Source organism: Mycobacterium colombiense, assembly GCF_001672755.1.
GTDB lineage: Bacteria > Actinomycetota > Actinomycetes > Mycobacteriales > Mycobacteriaceae > Mycobacterium > Mycobacterium colombiense_C.
Map to the genome: position 1 here is coordinate 116297 of NZ_LZKI01000006.1, position 24748 is coordinate 141044.

Sequence of the window (24748 nt, forward strand, 5' to 3'; positions counted from 1 at the left end):
CGTCCGTACGGCCTCTCTTGTATTCAGCTTTTTCGCGTGGCCACGCGCGAACCGCAGGCCTGACGGCCACGGGTCACCCGCGGGAGGCGTTGAGTCTGAATACGGCTACGGCCATCGATCGAAGCGGCCGACCTGCCCCAGATCCGGAGAGCCCGGCAGCCACTACCGAAGACCGCCCGATGCAGACTGGCTGCTCCCTCGAACGTGCGTAGTGACACGCTGGAACGGCACACGCGGATCTGCGTGACCGCACCGTTTGCTCCGGCCGAACCGGCCCAGAACGTCCTTACTCTACACGGGCGACCCCTGCCCGCCATATCGCTCGGAATTTGCGGGGCGCTACCGCCCCGGCGGGGGTTGCGTCAGCGACGCAGGCCCAGTCGCTCGACCAGCGAGCGGTACCGCTCGACATCGATCTGCGCGACGTACTTGAGCAGCCGGCGGCGGCGTCCGACCAGCAGCAGCAGCCCGCGCCGCGAGTGGTGGTCGTGCTTGTGCACCTTCAGGTGCTCGGTCAGGTCGGCGATCCGCTTGGTCAGCAGCGCGACCTGCGCCTCGGGGGAACCGGTGTCGGTGCCATGCAGGCCGTAGTTGCCCAGGATTTCTTTTTTCTGCTCGGCTGTCAGCGCCACGAAATTATCTCCATCAATCGGTCCGCGAAAGGTGAATGTTCAAGGCGCGGCCACCGCGAACCGCAGCGCGCGCCGATGTCGTCCGGCAGTTTAGCAGCCAGAAGGTGCCCGGCTCGAATCGTCGCGGACCGCTCACGCCGGCTAATCACTCGGTGAGCAGCTGACGCGCCTTCTCGGTGTCCTTGCCCATCGCGACGACGAGTTCCTTGACGGAGTCGAACCTGTGCTGACCGCGGATCCGGGCGACGAAATCGAGGGCGACGTGCTGGCCGTAGAGGTCGGCGGTGGTGTCCAGGACGAACGCCTCGACGGTGCGGGTGCGCCCGGAGAAGGTCGGGTTGGTGCCGACCGACACCGCCGCCTGGTAGCGCTCACCGGGGATGACGGTGCCGGTGGCCGGTCCGTGCCCGAGCACGGTGAACCACGCGGCGTACACGCCGTCGGCCGGGATGGCCGAGTACATCGGCGGCGCCACGTTGGCCGTCGGGTAACCCAGCTCGATTCCGCGCCCGTGGCCGCGCACCACCACACCCTCGACGCGGTGCGGGCGGCCCAGCGCCTCGGTGGCCGCCACCATGTCGCCCGCGTCCACGCAGGACCGGATGTAGGTGGACGAGAACGTCACGGTCTCGTTGCTGTGATGCTCGGACAGCAGCGACATCGACTCGACCGAGAACCCGAACCTGTCCCCCGCCTTGCGCAGGGTGTCGACGGTGCCGGCCGCCTTCTTGCCGAAGGTGAAGTTCTCCCCCACCACGACTTCGACGACATGCAGGTTCTCCACCAGCAGTTCGTGCACGTAGCGCTCCGGGGTGAGCTTCATGAAGTCGGTGGTGAACGGCATCACCAGGAAGACGTCGATGCCCAGCTCCTCAACCAGCTCGGCGCGCCGGGTCAGCGTCGTCAGCTGAGCGGGATGGCTGCCCGGGTAGACCACTTCCATCGGATGCGGGTCGAACGTCATCAGCACCGTCGGGACGTTGCGGGCCCGCGCCGCCTTGACCGCATGCGCGATCAGCTCGGCGTGGCCGCGATGCACACCGTCGAATACACCGATGGTGAGCACACACCTGCCCCAGTCCGTGGGAATCTCGTCTTGGCCGCGCCACCGCTGCACGCCCGCAAGCCTACGGCGCGCAGTGGTCCACCGGGAGATCCAGAGGGGCAAACCCCGCCATGGTGTCGGGGAACACGCCGGATTAGGCGTGGGTTGCCTAAACTTTCTCGGTGTGAGGGCTGACGAAGAGCGTGGCGGCATCACCGCGGTCGGCCAGGACTACCTCAAGGTCATCTGGAATGCCCAGGAGTGGTCCCCCAAAGACGCGCCGCAGAAGGTCAGCACCAAGATGCTGGCCGAGAAGATCGGGGTGTCGGCCAGCACGGCCTCGGAGTCCATCCGCAAGCTCGCCGAGCAGGGGCTGGTCGACCACGAGAAGTACGGTGCGGTGACGTTGACCGAGGCGGGCCGGCGCGCGGCGCTGGAAATGGTGCGCCGGCACCGGCTGCTGGAGACCTTCCTGGTCAACGAGCTCGGCTACGCCTGGGACGAAGTGCACGACGAAGCCGAGGTGCTCGAGCACGCGGTGTCCGATCGGCTGGTGGCGCGCATCGACGCCAAACTGGGCTTCCCGCAGCGCGACCCGCACGGTGACCCGATCCCGGCCTCGGACGGGCAGGTGCCCACCCCGCCGGCCCGCCAGCTGTGGGCGTGCGACGACGGGGACACCGGGACGGTGGCGCGCATCTCCGACGCCGACCCCGAGATGCTGCGCTACTTCACCGATGTCGGCATCAACCTCGACTCCCGGCTGCGGGTCCTGACCCGACGCGAATTCGCCGGCATGATCTCGGTCGCGATCGACTCCGGCGACGGCGCCGAGACGACGGTCGACCTGGGCAGCCCGGCGGCCCGCGCCATCTGGGTGACGGCCTGACCCGGCTCAGGCGCTCAGTCGGCCAGCAGGCCCTTGGCGATATGGGTGACCTGAACCTCGTTGCTGCCCGCGTAGATCATCAGTGACTTGGCGTCGCGGGCCAGCTGCTCCACCCGGTATTCGGCCATGTATCCGTTGCCGCCGAACAGCTGTACGGCCTCCATCGCCACGTCGGTGGCCGCCTCCGACGAGTACAGCTTGATCGCCGACGCCTCGGCCAGGGTCAGCGGCTTGCCGGCCTGCTGGCGCTCGATGGTGTGAAAGACCATGTTCTGCACGTTCATTCGGGCGATCTCCATCTTGGCCAGCTTGAGCTGGATCAGCTGGAATTGCCCGATGTTCTTGCCCCACAACGTCCGGCTGTTGGCGTAATCCACGCACAGCCGGTGGCATTCGTCGATGATGCCCAACGCCATCATCGCGATCCCGATCCGCTCGGCGGCGAAATTGGCGCGGGCGCTGTCGCGGCCGTCGCCGTCGGTGTGCTGTTCGCTCTCGCCGAGCAACCGGTCCGGGCCCAGCCGCACGTTGTCGAAGAACAGCTCGCCGGTCGGCGAGGACATCATGCCCATCTTCTTGAACGGCTTGCCCTGCGTGAGGCCCGGCATGCCCGCGTCGAGCACGAAGACCAGCACCGGCCGGTTGCGCTTGTCCTGCTTGTCCGGGCTCGCATCGCCCTCGTCGAGTTTGGCGTACACGATCAGGACGTCGGCGCAGGGCCCGTTGGTGATGAAGGTCTTCTGCCCGTTGAGGATGTAGTCCTGGCCGTCGCGCTTGACGTAGGTCTTCATGCCGCCGAATGCGTCCGAGCCCGAGTCGGGCTCGGTAATCGCCCATGCCGCAATCTTTTCCAGCGTCATCAGCTCGGGCAGCCAGCGTTCCTTCTGCGCCAGCGTGCCGCGGCTCATGATGGTCGCCGCGCCCAGGCCGAGGCTCACCGACGCGGTGCTGAGCAACCCGATGCTGACCCTCGCGATCTCGGAAACCAGCACCGCGATCATCGACCCCTGCGCGCCGCCGAAACCGCCTGACTCGTCGGACTTTTCTTCCTGCCCCTCGGGAGTGGGCGCGCCGTCGAGCTTGGCCCGCTCGCGGTCCAGCATCTTCTTGACCGACTCGGCGGCCATGGCGTCGAGGCCGAACTGGCTGAACAGCTTTCGCGCGATCGGATACGGCGACATCTCACCGGTTTCGAGTTCGTCGATGTGCGGACGAATCTCTTTGTCGACGAACTGGCGAACCGCATCCCGGACCATCAGGTCGGTGTCGGACCACTCGATCATGGCGTCCTCAACGCTCGGCGCGCTGGTAGGCGGTGACGACGGCGGCGCCGCCCAGTCCGATGTTGTGTTGCAGTGCGGCGCTGACGTTGTCGACCTGACGCTTGTCGGCGGTGCCGCGCAGCTGCCAGGTCAGTTCGGCGCACTGCGCCAGGCCGGTCGCGCCCAGCGGGTGCCCCTTGGAGATCAGACCGCCGGACGGGTTGACCACCCAGCGGCCGCCGTAGGTGGTGTCGTTGTTGTCGATCAGCTTCGGCGCCTCACCCGGACCGCACAGTCCGAGGGCCTCGTACAGCAGCAGTTCGTTGGCCGAGAAGCAGTCGTGCAGCTCGATCACCTGGAAGTCCTGCGGCCCGAGCCCGGACTGGTCGTAGACCTGTTGTGCGGCCTGGACATTCATGTCGTAACCGATAAGGTTCTTCGCGCTGCCGTCGAACGTCGAGGCGAAGTCGGTGGTCATGGCCTGCCCGACGATCTCCACCGCCTGGCCGGCCAGACCGTGGCTGTCGACGAAGCTCTCCGAGGCGAGGATGGCCGCACCCGAGCCGTCCGAGGTGGGCGAACACTGCAGCTTGGTCAGCGGGTCGGAGATCATCCGCGCCGCCAGGATGTCGTCGAGCGTGTAGGACTCCTGGAACTGGGCGAACGGGTTGTTGACCGAGTGCTTGTGGTTCTTGTAGCCGATCTTGGCGAAATGCTCTGCGGTGCTGCCGTATTGCTTCATGTGCTCGCGTCCGGCGGCACCGAACATCCACGGCGCGACGGGCATCGCGAACTCGTCGATGGCGGCCATCGCCTTGACGTGCTTGGCCATCGGCGATTCACGGTCCTGGGCGCCGCCGCCCAGCGACCCGGGCTGCATCTTCTCGAAGCCGAGCGCGATCGCGCAGTCGACGATGCCGCCGCGGATGGCCTGCGCGGCCAGGAACAGCGCCGTCGAGCCGGTGGAGCAGTTGTTGTTGACGTTGACCACCGGGATGCCGGTCATGCCCAGCTCATACAGCGCCCGCTGCCCCGACGTCGAATCACCGGCGACGTAGCCGACGTAGCCCTGCTGGACCTCGCGGTAGTCGATGCCGGCGTCCTGCAGGGCGTTGGTTCCCGATTCCCGGGCCATGTCCGGATAGTCCCAGCCCTCACGGCGGCCCGGCTTCTCGAATTTCGTCATCCCGACACCGACGACATAAACCTTGCTGGACATCTTTGTCCCCTTCCGAACCGTGGGCGGTCTAGGCATGCGGTCTAGGCATTCAGTGTGCAACGTAACCCAACCAACCGTTCGGCCGGGGCCGTTACAGCGTCGCCGGGCGGATCACCACCACCGGCTTGGTCCGCGAGCCCTCGTCGCGCAGCAGTGCCATCACCCGGCCGCCGGGGTCGCAGGCCGCGTAGATGCCCTCGATGCCCGCCGGCTCCAGCGACCGGCCGTTGCCGGTCGCCTCGGCCTCCTCGGCCGACAGGTCGCGGCGCGGAAAGATCAACAGGCAGGCCTCGTCCAGGCTGTAGCTGAGCCGCGGGCGCTCCGCCAGCTCGTCGAGCGGGTAGGCCTGATCGAGCCCGAAGCGCCCGACGCTGGTGCGCCGCAACGCCGTCAGGTGCCCGCCCACCCCGAGGGCCGCCCCGAGGTCGCGAGCCAGGGCGCGGATGTAGGTTCCCGACGAGCAGTCCACTGCGACGTCCAGGTCGACGACGTCGTCGCCGTCGGATCCGGGCCGGACGTCGCACACCTCGAACCGGTCGATGCGCACCGGGCGAGCCTTCAGTTCCACGGTTTGACCCTCCCGGGCCAGCCGGTAGGCGCGCTTGCCGTCGACCTTGATGGCGCTGACCGTCGACGGCACCTGCTCGATGTCGCCACGCAGGCCGCCCACCGCGGATTCGATGGCCTCGCTCGTCAGGTGCCGCGCCGAGACGCTGTGCACCAGTTCACCCTCGGCGTCGTCGGTGGACGTGCTCTGACCCAGGCGGATGGTCGCGGTGTAGGACTTGGCGGTCGCGGTCAGCAGGCCGAGGATCTTGGTGGCGCGCTCGACGCCGATCACCAGCACGCCGGTGGCCATCGGATCCAGCGTCCCCGCGTGCCCCACCCTGCGGGTGGAAAAGATCCGGCGGCAACGACCGACCACGTCGTGACTGGTCATTCCGGGCGGCTTGTCGACGATGACTATCCCTGGCCCGGTGGGACTTTGGCTCATAGCACGATGGCGGTCAGCACCAGCCCGCGCTCTACCGACCACCGGCCGCGCAGTTCGGTCAGCGGCGGGCCGGACAGCGCTTGGGGATCGATCAGGATTTGCGACACGAACCCGCCCGTCGCCGCCCCGGGGCCGTCCGCCTCGAACGCGATGTGCGCGTCCTCGAAGCCCAGCCACCGTTTGGTCAATGGGAACCAGGCCTTGTACGTTGCCTCCTTGGCGCAGAACAGGATTCGGTCCCAATGCAGGTCCCCGGTCAGGCGTGCGGGGATCTCGCTGCGCTCGGCCGGCAGGCTGATCGCGTTGAGCACGCCGTCGGGCAGAACGTCGTGCGGTTCGGCGTCGATGCCCACCGAGCGCACCGCGTCGGTGCGGCCCACCACCGCACCCCGATAGCCCGTGCAGTGGGTGAGGCTGCCCACGACGCCGTCGGGCCAGCAGGGTTCACCCTTCTCGCCCTTGAGGATCGGCACCGGCGGCAGACCGAGCTCGCCCAGCGCGATCCGGGCGCAGTGCCGGACGGTGATGAACTCGTTGCGCCGCTTGGCCACCGACCGGGCGATCAGCGGCTCCTCTTCGGGCAGCGGCGCGAGGTCGGGCGGATCGGCATACACCTCCGAGTAGGCCAGGCCGTCGGTCACCGGCAGCACCGAGGAAACCAGCATGTCCCCCGTCATCGTGATTGCCGCTGCCGCAACCGTTCCCGGAACTGTGCGGCCTGCGCCTTCATCTCGGGGGTGATCTTGAAGTGGCCGCCGAAGTCGTTGAGGTCGCCCGGCGAGTACTGCGGATCCGGCAGCACCTGGCGCAGCCAGCTGGGCGGCTTGCGGCGGCGCCACTCCCGCGGATAGCCCACTGACACTTCCTCGAAGCGCACGTCGTCGTACCAGGTGGTCCGCGGGATGTGCAGGTGGCCGTAGACCGAACACACGGCGTTGTAGCGGGTATGCCAGTCGGCGGTCTTGGTGGTTCCGCACCACAGCGAGAACTCGGGGTAGAACAGCGCGTCGCAGGGGTCGCGGACCAGCGGGAAGTGATTCACCAGGACCGTCGGGTTCATCCAGTCCAGCTCTTCGAGGCGGGCACGAGTGATCTGCAGGCGCTCGCGGCACCATGCCTCACGGGTGGCGTAGGGCTCCGGGGAGAGCAGGAACTCGTCGGTGGCCACCACGTTGCGCTCGCGTGCGATGGTCAGGCCTTCGGCTTTGCTCGTGGCCCCCTCGGGCAAGAAGCTGTAGTCGTAGAGCAGGAACATCGGGACGATCGTTGCCGGGCCACCGCGCTCGGTCCACACCGGGAACGGATGCTCGGGCGTGACCACGCCCATCTCGTCGCACATGTTGACCAGGTACTCGTAGCGCGCCTTGCCGAAGATCTGCACCGGATCGCGGGTGGTGGTCCACAGCTCGTGGTTGCCCGGCACCCAGATCACCTTGGCGAAGCGCCGTCGCAGCAGGTCAAGGGCCCAACGGATCTCGTCGGTACGTTCGGCGACGTCGCCGGCGACGATAAGCCAGTCATCCGGCGAGGAGGGATGCAGCGATTCGGTGACCGGCTTGTTGCCGAGGTGACCGGTGTGCAGGTCCGACACCGCCCACAGCGTCGGTTGCCCACCGTTGGTCGATTCCTGCCCCGCTGAATACCCAGCCACGATTAACCACCCTAACGACCCGAACCGGGCAAGCCCCTTTCACGGGCATCATTTCGGAGCGCGAGCCGGTGAGTTAGAACAAGTTCAGGTTTGCCTGTGACGCCGCGCGCGAGACTTGTACACTCCCCTCCAAAGGACCGCTGAGGCGTCAGGGGGGTGTCGTGTTCGCCAATGTTCGTCTGATGGGGGCGCTGGGTGCGCTGCTCACGGCGGCCATCGCGGGCACAGTGGGCCTGTTGACCGCCCCGGCCGCGCCGGGTGGCGGCGACCGGTCCGTCGAGCTGAGGTCGACCGCGCAGCCGATGGAAACCACCATGAAGAGCCCGATCGTGGCGACCACCGATCCGCGCCCCTTCGACGCGTGCGAGGACATCCCGTTCGACGTCATCCAGGGGCTCGGTTTGGGTTTCACACCGCCCGAACACGAAGACGGGCTGCGCTGCCACTTCGACGCCGGGAACTATCAGGTGGCCGTCGAGCCGATCATCTGGCGCAGCTACGAGCAATCGCTGCCCGCCGATGCGGTCGAGACGACGATCGCCGGTCACCGCGCCGCCCAATACTGGGTGCTCAAGCCCACCTACCACAACAGCTACTGGTACTACTCCTGCATGGTCGTGTTCAAGACCAGCTACGGCGTGCTGCAGCAGGCGCTGTACTACTCGACCGTCTACTCCAACCCCGAGGTCGATTGCATGCAGACCAATCTGCAGCGCGCCAACGACCTCGCACCGTATTACAAGTTCTGATTTCTCCCCGGGTCGAGTCGCAGCCGGTTGACCGGGTCTTAATGTGAAGGCCGTGAGTACGACCGCGATCCAATCCGCGCAGCCGGCGCTGCAGACCCTGCGACACCTGGGCGGCAAGGCCGCAGGCCGCCTACTCGGCCTGCCGCCGGCCACCACCGACTACACCGTGCAGCGCGTCGCTGTGCCGATGCGCGACCGCGTCCAGCTGGTGGCCGACCACTACGCGCCGGCCACCGCGTCGGCCCGAGGCACCCTGCTGGTCCGCGGACCCTACGGCCGCGGATTCCCGTTCACGCTGATCTTCGGCGCGTTGTACGCGTCGCGCGGCTACCACGTGGTGCTGCAGAGCGTGCGCGGCACGTTCGGATCAGGCGGGGTGTTCGAGCCGATGGCCAACGAGGTCGACGACGGCGCCGACACCGTCGCCTGGCTGCGCGAGCAGCCATGGTTCACCGGCCGCTTCGCCACCATCGGCATGTCGTACCTGGGGTTCACACAATGGGCACTGCTGCAGGATCCCCCACCGGAACTGGCCACCGCCGTCATCATGGTGGGCCCGCACGACTTCAACGAATCAACGTGGGGCACAGGAACATTCGCGGTCAACGACTTTCTGGGGTGGAGCGACATGGTGGCGCACCAGGAGGACCCGGTGCGTGTCCGCGCCGCGCTGCGCCAGCTGCAGACCCGCCGCAGGGTGGCGCGGGCGGCGGCCGCGGTGCCGCTGGGCGACGCCGCGCGCAGCCTGCTCGGCACGGGCGCCCCCTGGTTCGAATCCTGGGTCGAGCACAGCGATCCTGACGACCCGTTCTGGAATGCGTTGCGGTGCAACGACGCGCTGGACCGCGTGCAGGTGCCGGTGTTGTTGGTGGGCGGCTGGCAAGACATCTTCATCAGGCAGACGCTGCAGCAGTACGCGCACCTGCGCGGCCGCGGCGTCGAGGTCGCGCTCACCGTCGGCCCCTGGACGCACACCCAGCTGCTCACCAGCGGGTTCTCCACCTGCGCTCGTGAGGCATTGGATTGGCTGGGCACCCATCTGGGCGATGCGACCACGTCACGCCGGACCAGCCGGGTGCGGGTCTACGTCACCGGCGGCGGCGCGGGCGGGGGCTGGCGCAGCCTTCCCGACTGGCCGCCGGCCACCATCGAACGCGCCATGTATCTGCGGCCCGGCGGCTACCTGGGCGAGACCGCGCCGGCCCTGAAAGGCTTGGCCCCGGCCACCTTTCGTCACGATCCGGCCAATCCGACGCCGACGACCGGGGGCCCGTTGCTGTCCGCCAACGGCGGCTACCGCGACGACAGCCGGCTGGCTTCGCGTGATGACGTACTGGCGTTCACCAGTGCGACCCTCACCGAGGACGTGTACGTCTACGGCAGCCCGGTCATCGAGCTCGCCCACGGCGCGGACGGTCCGCACGCCGACCTGTTCGTGCGGGTGAGCGAGGTCGACAGCAAGGGCCGGTCGCGCAACGTCAGCGAGGCGTACCGCCGGCTGCACGCCGCGGCAAAACCCAAGTCCGAGAAGATCGTTCGCCTCGAGCTCGACGGCATGGCCCACCGCTTCCGGGCCGGTTCGCGCATCCGGGTGCTGGTCGCCGGCAGCTGGTCCCCGCGCTACGCGCACAACCTCGGCTCCGGCGAACCGGTGCTGACCGGCCGGCAGCCGACGCCGGTGACCCACACCGTGCGCTACGGGCGCTCCCGGCTGCTGCTCCCGGTCGGGCCGGCCGAGCTGTCAGCCAACGGCGGCGCGGACCCGGTCGGCGACCGCGGCTAGCGCCGCGTCGTCGTGCACCGGCGCCGCGAACGACGCCCGCACGGGCAACTCCACCCAGCTCTTGCAGCCGCCATACTCCGCAGTCCGGTCCAGACGCACCGGCTCGGCCAGTGGGATCACCGATACCACCAGCACGGCCAGCTTGTGCTTTGGACGAAAGTCGAGCCGGTCGGCGCGCACCGACTCCGGCGTCCAGATGTGCAGGTCCTCGATGGCCGCAAGGCCGTCCGGGCGCTCAACCGCCACCGCCGCAACGACTTTCGCGGCGGCCCGAATCACCAGCTCGTCCTCGGTGCTGTCGGTGGCCGCGGGTGCCAGCAGGTCTTGATGCTCGGGGCGCACCCGCTCGGCATGGCTGTGCGCGACCGTCGGGAACAACAGGAACTCGCGGGCGGCCAGTTCGAATCGCTTCTCCCCGATGCCGCCCTTGCGCAGCAGTATGCTCTGGCGGCCGTCCAGCAGGGCGTGCACCGCCGCGCTCCACTCCTTGAGCGCGGGCGTCGTTGTGGTGACGGTCATTTCGCGCCCGCCATCCGCGCGATCACCTCGGGGCGCCGCAGCGGCGGGACCGTCTTCGGTGGCTGGCGCCGCGGCGGCAGCTGCCGAAGCAGCCGCGTCGTCGTCTCGGTGACCTCGGCAACCGCCACCTCGAACGCGTCGACGTTGGCCGCCGAGGGGTGGGAGATGCCGCTGACCTTGCGCACGTACTGCCGCGCGGCCGCGGCGATCTCCTCGGCCGTGGCCGCGGGCTGCAGACCGCGCAGTTCGGTGATGTTCCGGCACATCTGTCCCACGATAAGCGCTGTTCGGCGCCGCCGCTCCCCGTCATCGGTATCACGCAAAGGGCTACTCATTGACCTGTCCCCGCGCGCAGCGGACCATCCGCTCACTCAGTCGTATGAGTGGGTCCTCATGCCCGCCAGGCATCGTATAGGCCAACCGGCGCAACTCGACGCCAAACTCATGCAGAAGCTGGCTCAGCGACGCGACAGTCATGGGACGCTTCAGCTCCGACGGACCGGCGGTGTGGGTCATGTTGCCCGCCTGAGTTGTCTGTGGACGGTGTCAGCAGCCTCAGGCGAATTCCCGCAGCCCGGCACGGTGAAGGTACCGGTGTCATCGAATACCAGAACTACAGCGATTACTCGTGTCGTAGACATGACCTTGTTCCTCCTGACGAAGTTTCGGATTGTTGACGTGAGGAACGTACGGCCGCCGGTTCCGCGGTGGCACGCGTAGTGAGCTACCTGCATTGATCGACCTCGCCGATCGCCTACCTGCGTTATGGGGCTGCTTTTTTCACAACGACGGATCATCTGCCGTGGCGAATTCACGCAGCCGATGGCATTGGCGGTTTTCGCGACTGGCTACGGTGATGTCATGACCGACGAGATCCTGCTGATCGACACCGACGAGCGAGTGCGCACCCTGACCCTCAACCGACCCCAGTCGCGCAACGCGCTGTCGTCGGCGTTGCGGGACCGCTTCTTCGGCGCGCTGGCCGACGCCGAAACCGACGACGACGTCGACGTCATCATCGTCACGGGCGCCGACCCGGTGTTCTGCGCGGGACTGGACCTCAAGGAGCTGGGCGGCTCGACGGCGCTCCCGGACATCTCGCCGCGGTGGCCGGCGCTGACCAAGCCGGTGATCGGCGCGATCAACGGCGCCGCGGTGACCGGCGGCCTGGAGCTGGCGCTGTACTGCGACATTCTGGTCGCCTCGGAGAACGCCCGGTTCGCCGACACGCACGCCCGGGTGGGGCTGCTGCCCACCTGGGGCTTGAGCGTGCGGTTGCCGCAGAAGGTGGGGGTCGGCCTGGCCCGGCGGATGAGCATGACCGGGGATTACCTGTCCGCCGCCGACGCGCTGCGCGCCGGCCTGGTGACCGAGGTGGTGCCGCACGACGAGTTGCTGGGCGCCTCCCGGGCGGTGGCGGCCTCGATCGTCGGGAACAACCAGGACGCGGTGCGGGCGCTGCTGGCGTCCTATCACCGCATCGACGACGCGCAGACCAGCGCGGGGCTGTGGCAGGAGGCGACGGCGGCGAGGCAGTTCCGGACCAGCGGCGACGACATCGCCGCCAACCGGGAAGCCGTGCTGCAACGCGGCCGCTCGCAGGTGCGCTGAGGTCGCACTGCCTGCCTCACTGCGCGCCGGTTACTTCCACCGAGAGACAATCACCAAGACGGTACGCTTTCCACCAATCTCCAACGCGCACCGCATGAGCGAGATCCTCGACCAACGGGCTGTCCACGCCGAGCTCAGCCAACCACCCCGAGATCGTTGTCACGATCTCGTCCACCGACACGTAAACCGTGCGCTCACCATGTAAGCGGTCGGTCAACTGGTATCTGGTCGCCGTCCGATTCCTCAGATACGGCTTGAGCGAGCGCCTGCGGCGGACGAACCGTCCGGGGCGATTACGCTGCTCGCCGACCGCATTCGGCGACACATTCGTGGTCGTGGTCATGAACATATCGTTCGGCCAAGCCGGTGCAAAAACGCGAGTAGCGCGGTACCCGGTTTCGAAAGTGCGCAGACCGTCGAGGCAGGTACCACGGAGCGTCCGGCGTGTCATCGGGCGACTCCGTTTCAGCTACATCACATCCAGATACCCTGCATCGCAAGCTATTCCGAGCCTTGACCCACGCATAGAGGTCGGGTGGAGGCGACTGACCTCCACCCGACCCGGGATGGTATGCCTTCCCCGGCACACCTCATTTATTTGATTTCTCCTGTCCCATTGGGAGTCGGTGTCATCACCTCCGCTGCTATCGATGCCAGATCATCGGGTTTCGCCGTCGTCAAGCCGCTTTGCAGGTCACTCGGCGGCTGTTGCGTGCCAGTCGGCGATTGCTGAGTGGCCTCGAGCGGCTGGGCGACCGGCTGGGTGACCGGCACCGGCTGAAGTAGTTGGCTGCCGTCAACCGGCCGCACGCTGCGCCGTTTTGCCCTTCGCCGTAACACCAACACCAAGGGCGGAGACAGCAGTACCAGGACCGCTGCACCGCCGACGCCGATCCACACCCACGGGAATGACGGTTGTGCCGGAACGGTCGGCGCCACCAGGTGCACGCCGTTCTTCAGCAAGAACGCATGCAGCGCAGCCGAATCCGTGGCGAAGTTGAAGCTGGACTCCATCTGCTGCCACGTCGGGTTGTACACGCCGTAATCGACCAGGCCGATCACCTCACCCGTCTTGTTGTCGATCACCGGCCCACCGGACATACCGTTGGTCATCGCCGCGCTGATCTCAGTGCGGGCCGCGCCGTTCTGCTGAACCTGGTGACTGGAGACGCTGCCCTCCTTGAAGCTGGGCGGCTGGGTGCGGGTCTTGTCCATCCCCGACACCACATCGCCCGGGAACCCCGACGCTGTGACCGCGGTTCCCGGCGGCGGCGCGTCGGACGCCACCGGCAATGCCTGCAGCGGTGCGACGTTGGACACCTTGAGCAGCGCGTTGTCCTCGTTGTCGAAGGCCTGGAAGTCGACAACCTGCGCGGTCGTCCACTCCGAGATGACCCGGTTGGGCTGCATCGGCTGGATCACCTGAACAGTGCGGGCGGGTGGGGATTTCGGGTCCTTGCCCTCGATCAGCCACTCCTCCTGCAGCGCCCGGTAGATGAAATTGTCCAGTTGCTTCTGGGTGATCTGAACCCGCCCGTATTCATCGACGAAGATCCCCCGGAAGCGGTTGCCGTCACCGATGGCGATCGATTTGATGATCTCCTGCCTCACGTCCATCTGGTTGTAGTCGACGCAGTGCCCGTCGGTAGCGATGAAGCCGGCCGGGTCGACCACCACCCCGCTACAGGTGAAGGCAAGGCTGACGGCGCCTTCCCACCGGGCCTGGCCATCGGCGAAGTAGTCTCCCGGGACGAGCAGGTTCGCCGAGTAAGAGGTGTAGACGTACATCAGCGACTGGGTGATCTTCGCGTCGATTGCCGTCTGGTCGGTAGCGTGCGCGGTTGGCGTGCCGAGCACAAAACCCAGCATCGTCAACGCCAGCGTCGCCGTCCCGACAATCCCGCGAATCACCGCGGCGACGAGACGATTCGCCCCGGCCCGCCGTCTGGGTGCAGACGCACGGCCCTCAATAGTGGGCGGGATCACGGCGGACCCCGTTGCGAGTGTGGACATTTCGGTTTTCCTCCTTGCGGTTGTGACCGGTCGAACCGGTCGGGTACCGGAGGAACGTATGGTCGGCCGTGGTGCGGAAACGCGAGTAGCGACTACCTGTCTTGTGCGGGGCGGCTACGGCCGACGCAAGTAGCAGACTTGTGACACACGCTTGTGACGAGGTTGATACGGGACGTGGACGACAACGAAGCCCACCCCAATTCCGCTGTTAGGCCGTATCGATGGCGAGACATTGCTATTGTCCGGACCCATCAAGTAGCCCCTCACCGCATGCGCACAAGGTCATCCCCGCCGAAGCAGAGAAAGGGGGGCCATCGTGACCGGACCGCTGTCAAAGCTTCTCTCGCTGGCCGCCGAAACGGTCGACCGATCGGTCGTGTGGTGGCGGTTGCCGCCGCCACTGGGCATTCCGATACTGGTCGGATTGCGGAACCGGCTTCGAGCCCTGAATTTGTACGACACCGGTCGCGGACCGAAGGACCGACCGCCGCACGCGGACCCGCAAGCCGGTAACCTCACCGCTCGCACCCTCAACGGCACCTACAACGACCTTCTCGATCCGCTCATGGGGTCACAGGGCAGCAGGTTCGGCCGCAACATTCCTCTCTCGGACACACGTCCCGAGGATCGTTGGCGACTGGAGGAAGATCCGAACCCTCGAGAGGTGAGCCAGCGCCTTCTCAGCCGTGGCAACGGCGGCTTCCAGCCGGCGACCACGCTGAACCTGCTTGCGGCGGCATGGATCCAGTTCGAAGTACACGATTGGTTCAGCCACGGAACCCTCGAACACAACCCGTGGAGAATCGAGATCGCCGACCACGACACGTGGCCCAACCGGCCCATGCTCGTATCGCGGACGGTGCCCGACCCAAGCGCTGACCCTGCCGGCGAACCCACATTCGTGACGAAAGACACCCACTGGTGGGATAGCTCCCAAATGTACGGGCGCAGCCTGGATTTCGCCAACGGCCTGCGTCGCGGTGAGCGCAAGGGCAAGCTGCGGATCGACAAGCTCGGGCTGACGCCCGAAGACCTCGACCACTGCCTCGACTATCGCGGCCCCGCCGGGAACTACTGGCTGGGCCTGGCGATCCTGCATTCCCTGTTCATGCGGGAGCACAACGCGATATGCGAGCGGCTGGCCGCCGAATACCCGAATATGTCCGACGACGAGCTGTACGACAAGGCGCGACTGGTCAACATCGCGCTGATGGCCAAGATCCACACCATCGACTGGACTCCGGCGATCATCGCCCACCCCACCACCGTGTACGGGATGCGCGCCAACTGGTTTGGGGTTCTCGGCGAGGGCTTCCGTCGGCGCTTCAGGCGTCGGATCTTCAAAAGTGAGATCCTGCAAGGCATACCGGGATCGCCGACGGACCATTTCGGGGTTCCGTACTCCCTCACCGAGGAATTCGTCGCGGTCTACCGGATGCACCCGCTGATCCCGGATGACTTCGTCTTCCGCTCCGCCACCGACAACACCAAGCTCGGCGACTACCAGCTACGCGACTTGCTGCTCGGTGCGGTCCGCGATCGGCTGGGTGAATACAAGATGGAGGACATCTTCTACTCCTTCGGCCGCTCCTACCCGGGCGCGCTCAACCTGCACAACTTCCCCACGCACTTGCAGGAATTCAAGCAGCACATGGACGGACCGCTCGTCGACCTCGCTACGATTGACATCGTCCGGATACGGGAACGCGGCGTCCCGCGCTACAACGAATTTCGCCGGTTGCTGCGCCTGAGGCCGGCCTCGTCGTTCGAGGACCTCACCGACAATCCGCAGTGGGCCCAGGAGTTGCGCGATGTGTACGGAGACGTGGAGCGGGTGGACCTGATGATCGGGTTGTACGCCGAACCAAAGCCGCCCGGATTCGGGTTCAGCGACACCGCATTTCGCATCTTCATGCTGATGGCCTCCAGACGGCTGAACAGCGACCGTTTTTTCACGAACGACTTTCGACCCGAGATCTATACGCAGGCCGGTATGGACTGGATCGCCGAGAACAACATGCGCACCGTCCTGTTACGGCACTTCCCGGCGCTGGAACCCGCCCTGTGCGGCGTCAAGAACCCGTTCGCACCCTGGAAGCGGGTCACCGGGAAAGCCCCTGTGAAACCCATCGCCTACAGCGAGGATCTGGAACAACGACGGTGCGGCGAGGACCTGTGGATTGGCTGGATCGTCAAGGTGCTGCACTGGAATAACACACGGGCGTACCGCAGATACAAGCACGGGATTCGCGACGCGCACGCCAAGAGCCACGGCATCCTGCAGGGGAAACTCATCGTGAACGATGGGCTCGACGACGAGCTGCGCCAGGGCCTGTTCGCGGAGACGAAGAAGGAATTCGACGTCATCGCCCGCCTCTCCAGCACCTCGGGCGCGCTGCGCAGCGACCAGCTCCGCGGGGTCCGTGGCCTCGGCATCAAGGTGCTCGAGGTCCCGGGTGACCGGGAGCCCGACACCGGGTTGCCGGGTGAGCCGGAGGCCACCACGCAAGACTTCGTACTGGTTACCCACCGCGAATTCCCGTTTGCCGACGTCCGCGCCTACGCCACGAAAGGAATGTTGGCGGCGTGGCTGTTGGCGCGGCTGCCGGACGACTGGCTCGGGATGGTCGGCCACGTGCTCGATGCCGCTGTCTGGGCTGGAATACGGCTCTCACCGACGCTGGCCCTGCTGATCCTCCCCAATAATCACCTTTTGGGGGAGATCTTCTACTCGTCGGCTCCGTTGCGCTATGGCAACCATGTGGTCAAGATCCGCTACATGCCTTCTTCGCCGGCGGTGAAAGCACTGATGGGTGTGCCCATATCCCCCAACGCCGGCCCTGATGCGCACCGCGACTCGGTGGTCCAATTCTTCGAGAGCAACCGTGCCGAATACGAGCTGCAGGTCCAACTGTGCACCGACACTCAGACGATGCCGATCGAGGACGCCTCGGTGGAATGGCCGGCGTCTGCTTCGCCTTATCGCACCATCGCCAGGATAGTGTTCGAATCCCAAAACGCGGACAGCCCCGCGCGGCGCCAATACGGTGACGACGTCCTATCGTTCAACTCGTGGCGAACACTGGTCGTTCATCGCCCGCTGGGCTCCATCAACCGTCTCAAGAAACGGGTGTACGAGGAATCCAGCAAGTTCCGTCACGAGAAAAATCGAGTGGCACAACAGGAACCGGCACATATCAGCGACTTGCCCGATCATCGTCCGGATTAATCTCTGCAAACAACGCACGATCGACTGGCCCGCGACGAGCAAACCCGTCAGCCTTCGGCTCTCGATCGGCTGTGTTCAATGCGAAGCAAGCACCCAGACTGTTCCGCCGACAAGGTAACTCCTGTAAGAAATTTTCCTGCGGTGCTCAATTCGGCGACTTACACTTTGAATTCATGAGCCGCCGTTGGCAGCTGCTCGATCGCCCCGTGGAGCAGGAGGCGATCCGATGGGCATTGACCGGCGGTGAAAGCCGCGGAGCGATATTGTTCGGCGCGGCCGGTGTCGGTAAGACGACGCTGGCCCGCACCGTCACCACGTCAATGCGCTGCAAGCTGAATTGGGCGGCCTGCACCGAATCCTCGCGCGGGATCCCGCTGGGGGCTTTTGCCCAGTGGGTGCGTCCGTCCGCATCGCGGGACCCGGTAGCACTCATCGCCTCGGCGCGCGAATGCATTGTGACTCAAGGCAACACAATTGTCGGTATTGACGATGCGCATTTGCTCGATCAGCTCTCCGCGACGTTGCTGCATCAAATCGCGGTCGAGGGCGCCGGACGTATCGTGGCCACCGTCCGCAACGGCGAACAGGCACCCGACGCCATCACGTCGCTGTGGAAGGACGGCTACCTGCAGCGTTTGGAACTTCAGCCGTTCACCAAGAAGCAGAGCATTGCGCTCGTCGAATCGGTACTCGGCGGGACGCTCGAGGGTCTGAGCGCGGACGTGATGTGGGAGTCATCGGGCGGAAATCCGCTGTTCCTTCGCCATATGGTCGAGGGGGCACTGGATGCTGAAACCTTGACCGAGGTCAACGGGGTGTGGCAGCTGCGCGGGCCCACCGTTGTTCCGTCCGGTCTAGCCGCTCTGCTGGAGGACCGTCTCGATCACGCCGGTTCCGAAATCATGAACGCCTTGAAGTTGCTGGCGCTGTGCGAGCCGCTCGACATAGAGACGCTCAGCGAGCTGGCGGGTGAGGAGGCCGTGGACGGGGCCGAGATGCACGGCCTGGTCCGGATCGTGCGCGACGGTCCCCACCTCGTCAACGTGCGCTTCAGCCACCCCCTCTTCGGCGACGTGGTCCGCCGCCGCATCGGGACGGCGTCGGCCCGCAAACTCAGAGGCCGCTTGGTCGAGGTTCTGCGGGACCGCAATCTCGATTCAGCCGCCAGCCGTATTCGCCTGGCGCAGCTGTGCGTTGACAGTAACCAGGCCGTCGAGACCGAACTACTCGTCGCGGCGTCAAAGGATGCGATGTTCTTATCCAATCTTCCTCTCGGAGAACGTATTGCGCGCGCCGCGTTCGAGCGAAGCGGTGGGGTGCGCGAAGCCGAGCTGCTGTCTCGCGCACTACTGTGGCAGGGCTATCCCGCTCAGGCCGACGAGATTCTCGATCAGTTCGAACCCGACGACCTCAACGAGCTACAGCTCGTCCAGTGGGGAGTTCCCCGGCTTTCCATCTTGTTCTGGGCGATGGGCGAGGTCGCCCACGCCAATCAGATTTTGACCCTCTTGCGCCAACGCGTACAACACCCCAGCCTGAAACTTGCGGTAGAAGCCACAGGATCGGCAATGGCCGTGCACGAGAACAGGATTGCTGAGGGGATCGCCGAAGCCGAGCGGGTGCTCACGGACCCGAACACCCCGAAACAAGTGGTCGATTGGGCTGCTTTCGCGGCGGGCCTGGCCATGCCGGTCGCCGGTCGCGGGGCCGATTTCGAACCGATTGCCGCCAAATGCCGTGCCGAGCAGCACGCCACCGAGGGCATGATCCGGGTAATGGTGCGCTATTGCGACGTACTTGCCCTCACGTCTATCGGCGAGCTCGACCTCGCCGACCGACGCGCAGCGGATTACGCCGAATTCTCCTCTGCGGGACAACGTATGGCGTGGGCAATCGCCAAGATCACGTTCGGTCTGGTCGCCGTTTACCGCGGCAACTTCCCCGACGCCATCTCGGCGCTGGAGCAGGCGATCGCGGCACCATCCACCGAGGTCTCCATGCCGTGGCGGTTGCCGGCCAGGGTGCTGCTGGCAAAGGCTTACGCGGCGTTGGGACGGCCAGAGGAGTCCGAGCGGGTGTTCGCCGATGCCGAGGAGCACCGGGGCCCGCACCTGGCGATTCACTCCCCGCAGATGATGGTCGCCAGATCGTGGCATGCCGCGGCCAAGGGGCTCGAGCGGCGCGCCGTCGAATTGGCCCGCGCGGCTGCCGATGTCGCCCACAGGGCAGGTCAGTACGCCGTCGAAGCTGAGGCACTGCACCACGCCGCACGGTTCGGCGACCGCACCGTGGCCCAGCGTGTGGCGGCGCTGGCCGAAACCGTGCAGGGGCGAATGGTGACACTCCAGGCTCAGCATGCTGCAGCCGTCGCTGCCGGCGACGCGGCGGCACTCGACGCAGTGAGTACCGAATTCGAAGTCGCCGGCTTGCTCCTTTCGGCCGCTGACTCCGCCGCGCAGGCCGCACCGTTGCATGATCGTGCCGGTCAGCGGCGAAATAGCGCGGAGTCTGCGGCCCGTGCGCTACGGCTGGCCGCTCAATGCGGCGGAGCAACGACGCCGGCCATCAGATCGGCGGGACGCCCCCTGCCGGTGACCTCCCGAGAGCGTGAAATCGCGGCCTTCGTCGCCGAGGGATTGACGAACCGCGAAATCGCCGAGCGGTTGACGGTGTCCGTCCGTACCGTTGAAGGTCACATTTATCGCGCGTGCATCAAACTCGACGTCACCGACCGCGATGAGCTCGCAAAGATCGTGTGGCGGGACGTGAAACAGTAGCGAGCGGTCACCTCCTGGGTTGAACACAGTGAATCCGACACTCCGCTGCTGGCGTCCTGTCACCGCATTGATGACGCGCAGATCAGCGCGGGGCTGCGGCAGGAGGCGACGGCGGCCCGGCAGTTCCGGACCAGCGGCGACGACGTCGCCGCCAACCGGGAGGCCATGTTTCGGCGCGGCCGCTCGCAGGTGCGCTGACCGGGCGGTTTGCGCCGGTCCGTTCCCGCCGATCCGGCCCACACCATACGATCAGCTGATGAACGCGGTCGCCGGAGTCGTCGTGCGGATGCTCGGCGGCCTGACGCTGGCCGCCGCGTCGGCGATCGCGGTGTCCGCGCCGCACGCGGGCGCGCAGCCGCCGCCGGGATTTCCCAACCTGGACGCCTTCACCGCCGTACCGGCCGACGGCTACCAGGGCGCGGGTGCGCCCGGGAGCCCGCCGCGGGTCGGTTTCTCCGCCGGTACCGCCCTGGTCTGCGACTTCTACGGCGGGCCGCCGCCCGTGCCGCAACCGTCGCAGGACATCAAATGCAAGGGCGACATGCTCGGGATGGACGACGTGCCCCTCCCCGGCGGCCGCCCACGGCCCGGCGACTGCGTGGTGGGTTCGGTGGACTTCAAGGGCCCGGGCTATCAGTTGAGCCGGATGTCCAACGGCGGATGCGACGGCAACGCGCCCCCGCTGCCCGCAGCCGGCAAAGCGCTGGGATCGGGCCAGAAGCTGACCTATCTCAACGTCACCTGCGCGGTGGGAGCCGACAACCTGGTCGCCTGCCTGGACACCACCAGCGGCGACCACGGATTCGTGGTGCAGCGCTCGGGAAGCTGGGCGTTCTAGTCCAGGGCGGTGCGCAGCGACGCCACCACGTCGTCGATCGTTCCGGTGGTCGAGTAGCCGGCCGCCAGCCGATGCCCACCGCCGCCGAACCCGGACGCGACCGACGCCAGGTCCACCGCGGCCTTGGCCCGCATCGACACCGACCACTGCTGCGGCGCGATCTCCTTGAACACAGCGGCCACCTCGGCCTGCTGCGTGGTCCGCACGATGTCGACGATGCTCTCGACTTCCTCCGGACGTGAACTGGTCCAATCCTGGTTGCTGACAACGGCATACACCAGCCCGCGGCCGCCCGCGTCCTCCGGCAGCAGCTGGGCCGAGGCCAGCACCCGCGACAGCAGCGGGAGCCAGCCGAACGGGTGGCTGTCCAACAGGGTGCGGCTGATCGCGGCGTTGTCCACGCCGCCGTCGACCAGCCGGGCAGCCAGCCGCAGGGCGCGCCCGCTGGCCCAGCGGAACGATCCGGTGTCGGTCGTCAGGCCGGCGTAGATGCAGTGCGCGACGTCGGGCTCGATGGGCTTACCCCAGGCGTCCAGCATGTCGGCGACCATCATCGTGGTCGAATCGGCCGTCACGTCGACGAAATTGGCGGTGCCGAACATGTCGTTGGAGGCGTGGTGGTCGATCACCAGCACCTCGTCGGCTTCGACGGCCAAGTCGCTCAACGCGCCCAGCCGCTTGACGCTCGGAACGTCAACGGTGACAACCAAATCGACGTCGCGGCGCATCGCATCCGGGCTGACCAGCAGCCGGCAGCCGGGCAGCGAGGCCAGCGACTCGGGCAACCGTGCCGGCTCGGCGAAACTGACCTCGACCCGCTTGCCGCACGTGTCCAGCACCAGCCCCAGCGCCAGCCCGGCGCCGATGGTGTCGGCGTCGGGGTGCACGTGCGCGATCACCGCGACGGTGTCGGCGTCCGACAGCAGATCGACCGCACCCACGGCGTCGACGCGTGCCCCCACCCTGGGGCTGTCCAGGTCAGTATTCGTGTTGGTCGTCGTCACCGATGCTCCCGTCAAGGCCGGGCTCCGCGCCCGATCCGCTGTCCCGGTATGGATCGGCCTCCCCAGCCGGCTTGGCGCCCGATCGAACCCGCGCCAGATCAGCGTCCGCGGCGCGTGCCCGCGCCAGCAACTCGTCCATCCGCTGCACGTTGTCCGACGTGGTGTCGCGCGTGAAGGTCAGGGTAGGCGTGAAACGCACGCCGGTGCCGGCCCCGACCATGGTGCGCAGCGTGCCCTTGGCCCGTTCCAGGGCGGCCGCGGCGGCCCCGTAATCCGGCTCGTCATCCAGCGTGCGACCCATCACCGTGTAGAACACCGTCGCATCGTGCAGATCGGCGGTCACCTTCGCGTCGACGATGGTGACCCCCTCCAGCCCGGGATCCTTGATCTCGAACTCGATCGCCGAGGCGACAATCGTGTTGATCCGCTTGGCCAAACGGCGCGCCCTGGCCGGGTCGGCCATCAGGTGCGTTCCTTCTGGACCAACTCGTAGGACTCGATGATGTCGCCTTCCTTGAGGTCGGAGTACCCCAGCGTCATACCGCACTCGAAGCCCTCGCGGACCTCGGTCACGTCGTCCTTCTCCCGTCGCAGCGAGGTGATCGAGAGGTTGTCGGTGACCACGATGTTGTCCCGCAGCAACCGTGCCTTGGCGTTGCGGCGCACGATGCCGCTGCTGATCATGCAGCCGGCGATGATGCCGACCTTGGAGGACCGGAAGATCGCCCGGATCTCGGCGCGACCCAGCTGGTTCTCCTCGTAGATCGGCTTGAGCATGCCGCGCAGGGCCTTCTCGATCTCGTCGATCGCCTGGTAGATCACCGAGTAGTAGCGGATCTCCACACCCTCGCGGTTGGCCAGCTCGGTGGCCTTGCCCTCGGCGCGCACGTTGAAGCCGATGATCACCGCATCCGAGGCCGACGCCAGGTTGACGTTGGTCTCGGTGATGCCACCCACACCGCGGTCGATGACGCGCAACGCAACCTCGTCGTCGATCTGGATGCCCATCAGGGCCTCTTCGAGGGCCTCGACCGTACCGGCGTTGTCGCCCTTGAGGATCAGGTTCAGCTGGCTGGTTTCCTTCAGCGCCGAGTCCAGGTCCTCCAGACTGATCCGCTTGCGGGAACGCGCCGCCAGCGCGTTGCGCTTGCGGGCGCTGCGCTTGTCGGCGATCTGGCGGGCGATGCGGTCCTCGTCGACGACCAGCAGGTTGTCGCCGGCGCCGGGCACCGAGGTGAAACCGATGACCTGCACCGGCCGCGACGGCAGCGCCTCTTCGACATCGTCGCCGTGCTCGTCGACCATGCGCCGCACCCGGCCGTAGGCATCGCCGGCGACGATCGAGTCGCCGACCCGCAGCGTGCCGCGCTGGATCAGCACAGTGGCCACTGGACCGCGACCGCGGTCCAGGTGTGCCTCGATCGCCACACCCTGGGCCTCCATGTCGGGGTTGGCCCGCAGGTCCAGGGCCGCGTCAGCGGTCAGCAGCACCGCCTCGAGCAGCTGCTCGATGTTGGTGCCCTGCTTGGCCGAGATGTCGACGAACATGGTGTCGCCACCGAAGTCCTCTGCCACCAAACCGTATTCAGTGAGCTGGCCGCGGATCTTGGCCGGGTCGGCACCCTCGACGTCAATCTTGTTGACCGCCACCACAATCGGCACGTCGGCCGCCTGCGCGTGGTTGATGGCCTCCACCGTCTGCGGCATGACACCGTCGTCGGCGGCGACCACCAGGATCGCGATGTCGGTGGCCTTCGCACCGCGGGCACGCATGGCGGTGAACGCCTCGTGACCCGGGGTGTCGATGAAGGTGATCGGGCGTTCTTCTCCGTCGTGTTCGACGGTCACCTGGTAGGCACCGATGTGCTGGGTGATGCCACCCGCCTCGGCTTCGCGCACGCTGGCGTTCCGGATGGTGTCCAGCAGTCGGGTTTTACCGTGGTCGACGTGACCCATCACGGTCACCACCGGCGGCCGGGTCTGCAGGTCTTCCTCGCCGCCCTCGTCCTCGCCGTAGCTCAGGTCGAAGGACTCCAGCAGCTCGCGGTCCTCGTCCTCGGGACTGACGACCTGGACGACGTAGTTCATCTCGCTGCCCAGCAGCTCGAGCGTCTCGTCGCCGACCGACTGCGTGGCCGTGACCATCTCGCCGAGGTTGAACAGCGCCTGCACCAGCGAGGCCGGGTTGGCGTTGATCTTGTCGGCGAAGTCACTCAGCGACGCGCCGCGGGCCAGCCGGATCGTCTCGCCGTTGCCGTGCGGCAACCGCACGCCACCGACGACGGGCGCCTGCATGTTCTCGTATTCGGCGCGTTTCGCCCGCTTCGACTTGCGGCCGCGTCGCGGCGCACCGCCGGGACGGCCGAACGCGCCTGCCGCACCGCCGCGCTGGCCGGGCCGGCCACCGCCACCGCCACCGGGACGGCCGCGGAAACCGCCGCCACCCCCGGGCAGGGCGCCGACTCCGCCGCCACCGCCGCCGCGGTAGTTGCCGCCGCCTCCGTCACGGCCACCTGGACCGCCGGGACCCTGG

At 66.9% G+C, this 24748-nt stretch carries 21 protein-coding genes and 2 pseudogenes; 9 read left to right on the forward strand and 14 right to left on the reverse strand.

Annotation, left to right across the window (positions count from 1 at the left end):
* Positions 1–362: 362 nt before the first annotated feature.
* Positions 363–632 (reverse strand): 30S ribosomal protein S15, encoded by a 270-nt coding sequence (gene rpsO, locus A5708_RS01395; protein ID WP_007775081.1) that lies wholly within the window; start codon positions 630–632, stop codon positions 363–365.
* Between the two features lie 145 nt (positions 633–777).
* A complete protein-coding gene (locus A5708_RS01400; protein ID WP_065026902.1) occupies positions 778–1749 on the reverse strand; it encodes a bifunctional riboflavin kinase/FAD synthetase in 972 nt (323 codons plus the stop codon).
* A 112-nt stretch (positions 1750–1861) separates the two neighbouring features.
* On the opposite strand from A5708_RS01400, the gene mntR reads away from it, so the two are divergent.
* Positions 1862–2566: a manganese-binding transcriptional regulator MntR gene (gene mntR, locus A5708_RS01405; protein WP_065026903.1), complete on the forward strand. Its 705-nt coding sequence runs from the start codon at positions 1862–1864 to the stop codon at positions 2564–2566.
* A 14-nt stretch (positions 2567–2580) separates the two neighbouring features.
* Here mntR and A5708_RS01410 read toward each other — a convergent pair whose 3' ends face one another.
* The 5 genes from A5708_RS01410 to A5708_RS01430 form a co-directional block, all read right to left on the reverse strand.
* Positions 2581–3849 (reverse strand): acyl-CoA dehydrogenase family protein, encoded by a 1269-nt coding sequence (locus A5708_RS01410; RefSeq protein ID WP_065026904.1) that lies wholly within the window; start codon positions 3847–3849, stop codon positions 2581–2583.
* A gap of 7 nt (positions 3850–3856) precedes the next feature.
* On the reverse strand, positions 3857–5047 hold the full coding sequence (locus tag A5708_RS01415; RefSeq protein WP_065026905.1) for a lipid-transfer protein: 1191 nt from the start codon (positions 5045–5047) through the stop codon (positions 3857–3859).
* Positions 5048–5138: 91 nt separating this feature from the next.
* Positions 5139–6041, reverse strand: a complete 903-nt coding sequence (gene truB, locus A5708_RS01420; RefSeq protein ID WP_065026906.1) for a tRNA pseudouridine(55) synthase TruB — start codon at positions 6039–6041, stop codon at positions 5139–5141.
* Complete coding sequence (locus A5708_RS01425; RefSeq protein ID WP_065026907.1) at positions 6038–6718, reverse strand: 4'-phosphopantetheinyl transferase family protein; 681 nt, start codon at positions 6716–6718, stop codon at positions 6038–6040. Before A5708_RS01425 ends, truB begins: the two co-directional genes overlap by 4 nt.
* On the reverse strand, positions 6715–7692 hold the full coding sequence (locus A5708_RS01430; protein ID WP_065026908.1) for a metallophosphoesterase family protein: 978 nt from the start codon (positions 7690–7692) through the stop codon (positions 6715–6717). The genes A5708_RS01425 and A5708_RS01430 overlap by 4 nt, the downstream gene beginning before the upstream one ends.
* Before the next feature lie 161 nt (positions 7693–7853).
* On the opposite strand from A5708_RS01430, the gene A5708_RS01435 reads away from it, so the two are divergent.
* On the forward strand, positions 7854–8441 hold the full coding sequence (locus A5708_RS01435) for a DUF3558 domain-containing protein (RefSeq protein ID WP_065026909.1): 588 nt from the start codon (positions 7854–7856) through the stop codon (positions 8439–8441).
* Between the two features lie 52 nt (positions 8442–8493).
* Positions 8494–10224, forward strand: coding sequence for a CocE/NonD family hydrolase (locus tag A5708_RS01440; protein WP_065026934.1), 1731 nt, complete (start codon positions 8494–8496; stop codon positions 10222–10224).
* Here A5708_RS01440 and A5708_RS01445 read toward each other — a convergent pair.
* Together A5708_RS01445 and A5708_RS01450 are read right to left on the reverse strand one after the other, a co-directional pair.
* Positions 10183–10743 (reverse strand): DUF1802 family protein, encoded by a 561-nt coding sequence (locus A5708_RS01445; protein WP_065026910.1) that lies wholly within the window; start codon positions 10741–10743, stop codon positions 10183–10185. The two genes, A5708_RS01440 and A5708_RS01445, sit on opposite strands and share 42 nt — an antisense overlap.
* Positions 10740–11009, reverse strand: a complete 270-nt coding sequence (locus A5708_RS01450) for a DUF2277 domain-containing protein (RefSeq protein WP_065026933.1) — start codon at positions 11007–11009, stop codon at positions 10740–10742. Before A5708_RS01450 ends, A5708_RS01445 begins: the two co-directional genes overlap by 4 nt.
* A gap of 595 nt (positions 11010–11604) precedes the next feature.
* Between A5708_RS01450 and A5708_RS01460 the strand changes: the two genes are divergently transcribed.
* A complete protein-coding gene (locus tag A5708_RS01460) occupies positions 11605–12354 on the forward strand; it encodes an enoyl-CoA hydratase (RefSeq protein ID WP_065026935.1) in 750 nt (249 codons plus the stop codon).
* Between the two features lie 16 nt (positions 12355–12370).
* Here the strand turns inward: A5708_RS01460 and A5708_RS01465 are convergent, their stop codons facing one another.
* Together A5708_RS01465 and A5708_RS01470 are read right to left on the reverse strand one after the other, a co-directional pair.
* Complete coding sequence (locus A5708_RS01465; RefSeq protein ID WP_419538292.1) at positions 12371–12697, reverse strand: hypothetical protein; 327 nt, start codon at positions 12695–12697, stop codon at positions 12371–12373.
* 251 nt (positions 12698–12948) lie between these two features.
* On the reverse strand, positions 12949–14367 hold the full coding sequence (locus A5708_RS01470; protein ID WP_081292773.1) for a S1 family peptidase: 1419 nt from the start codon (positions 14365–14367) through the stop codon (positions 12949–12951).
* Between the two features lie 346 nt (positions 14368–14713).
* On the opposite strand from A5708_RS01470, the pseudogene A5708_RS27095 reads away from it, so the two are divergent.
* From A5708_RS27095 to A5708_RS01485, 5 genes and pseudogenes are all read left to right on the forward strand, one after another.
* A pseudogene (locus tag A5708_RS27095) lies at positions 14714–16471 on the forward strand (peroxidase family protein); the annotation flags it as partial.
* Between the two features lie 15 nt (positions 16472–16486).
* Positions 16487–17596, forward strand: a complete 1110-nt coding sequence (locus A5708_RS27910) for a catalase family protein (protein WP_196772491.1) — start codon at positions 16487–16489, stop codon at positions 17594–17596.
* 173 nt (positions 17597–17769) lie between these two features.
* Positions 17770–20373 carry a helix-turn-helix transcriptional regulator gene (locus A5708_RS01480; protein WP_065026914.1) on the forward strand — a complete coding sequence of 868 codons (2604 nt, stop codon included), beginning with the start codon at positions 17770–17772 and terminating at the stop codon, positions 20371–20373.
* A 45-nt stretch (positions 20374–20418) separates the two neighbouring features.
* Positions 20419–20571 (forward strand): annotated as a pseudogene (locus A5708_RS25845) (enoyl-CoA hydratase); the annotation flags it as partial.
* A 58-nt stretch (positions 20572–20629) separates the two neighbouring features.
* Complete coding sequence (locus A5708_RS01485) at positions 20630–21211, forward strand: hypothetical protein (RefSeq protein WP_065026915.1); 582 nt, start codon at positions 20630–20632, stop codon at positions 21209–21211.
* Here the strand turns inward: A5708_RS01485 and A5708_RS01490 are convergent.
* From A5708_RS01490 to infB, 3 genes are all read right to left on the reverse strand, one after another.
* Positions 21208–22215, reverse strand: coding sequence for a DHH family phosphoesterase (locus A5708_RS01490; protein ID WP_196772487.1), 1008 nt, complete (start codon positions 22213–22215; stop codon positions 21208–21210). The two genes, A5708_RS01485 and A5708_RS01490, sit on opposite strands and share 4 nt — an antisense overlap.
* The gene (rbfA, locus tag A5708_RS01495; RefSeq protein WP_065026917.1) at positions 22190–22678 is read right to left on the reverse strand and encodes a 30S ribosome-binding factor RbfA; all 489 of its coding nucleotides are present in this window, start codon (positions 22676–22678) and stop codon (positions 22190–22192) included. Before rbfA ends, A5708_RS01490 begins: the two co-directional genes overlap by 26 nt.
* The coding region (gene infB, locus A5708_RS01500) for a translation initiation factor IF-2 (protein WP_081292778.1) at positions 22678–24748 on the reverse strand (2071 nt) is incomplete at its 5' end. The genes rbfA and infB, both read right to left, overlap by 1 nt.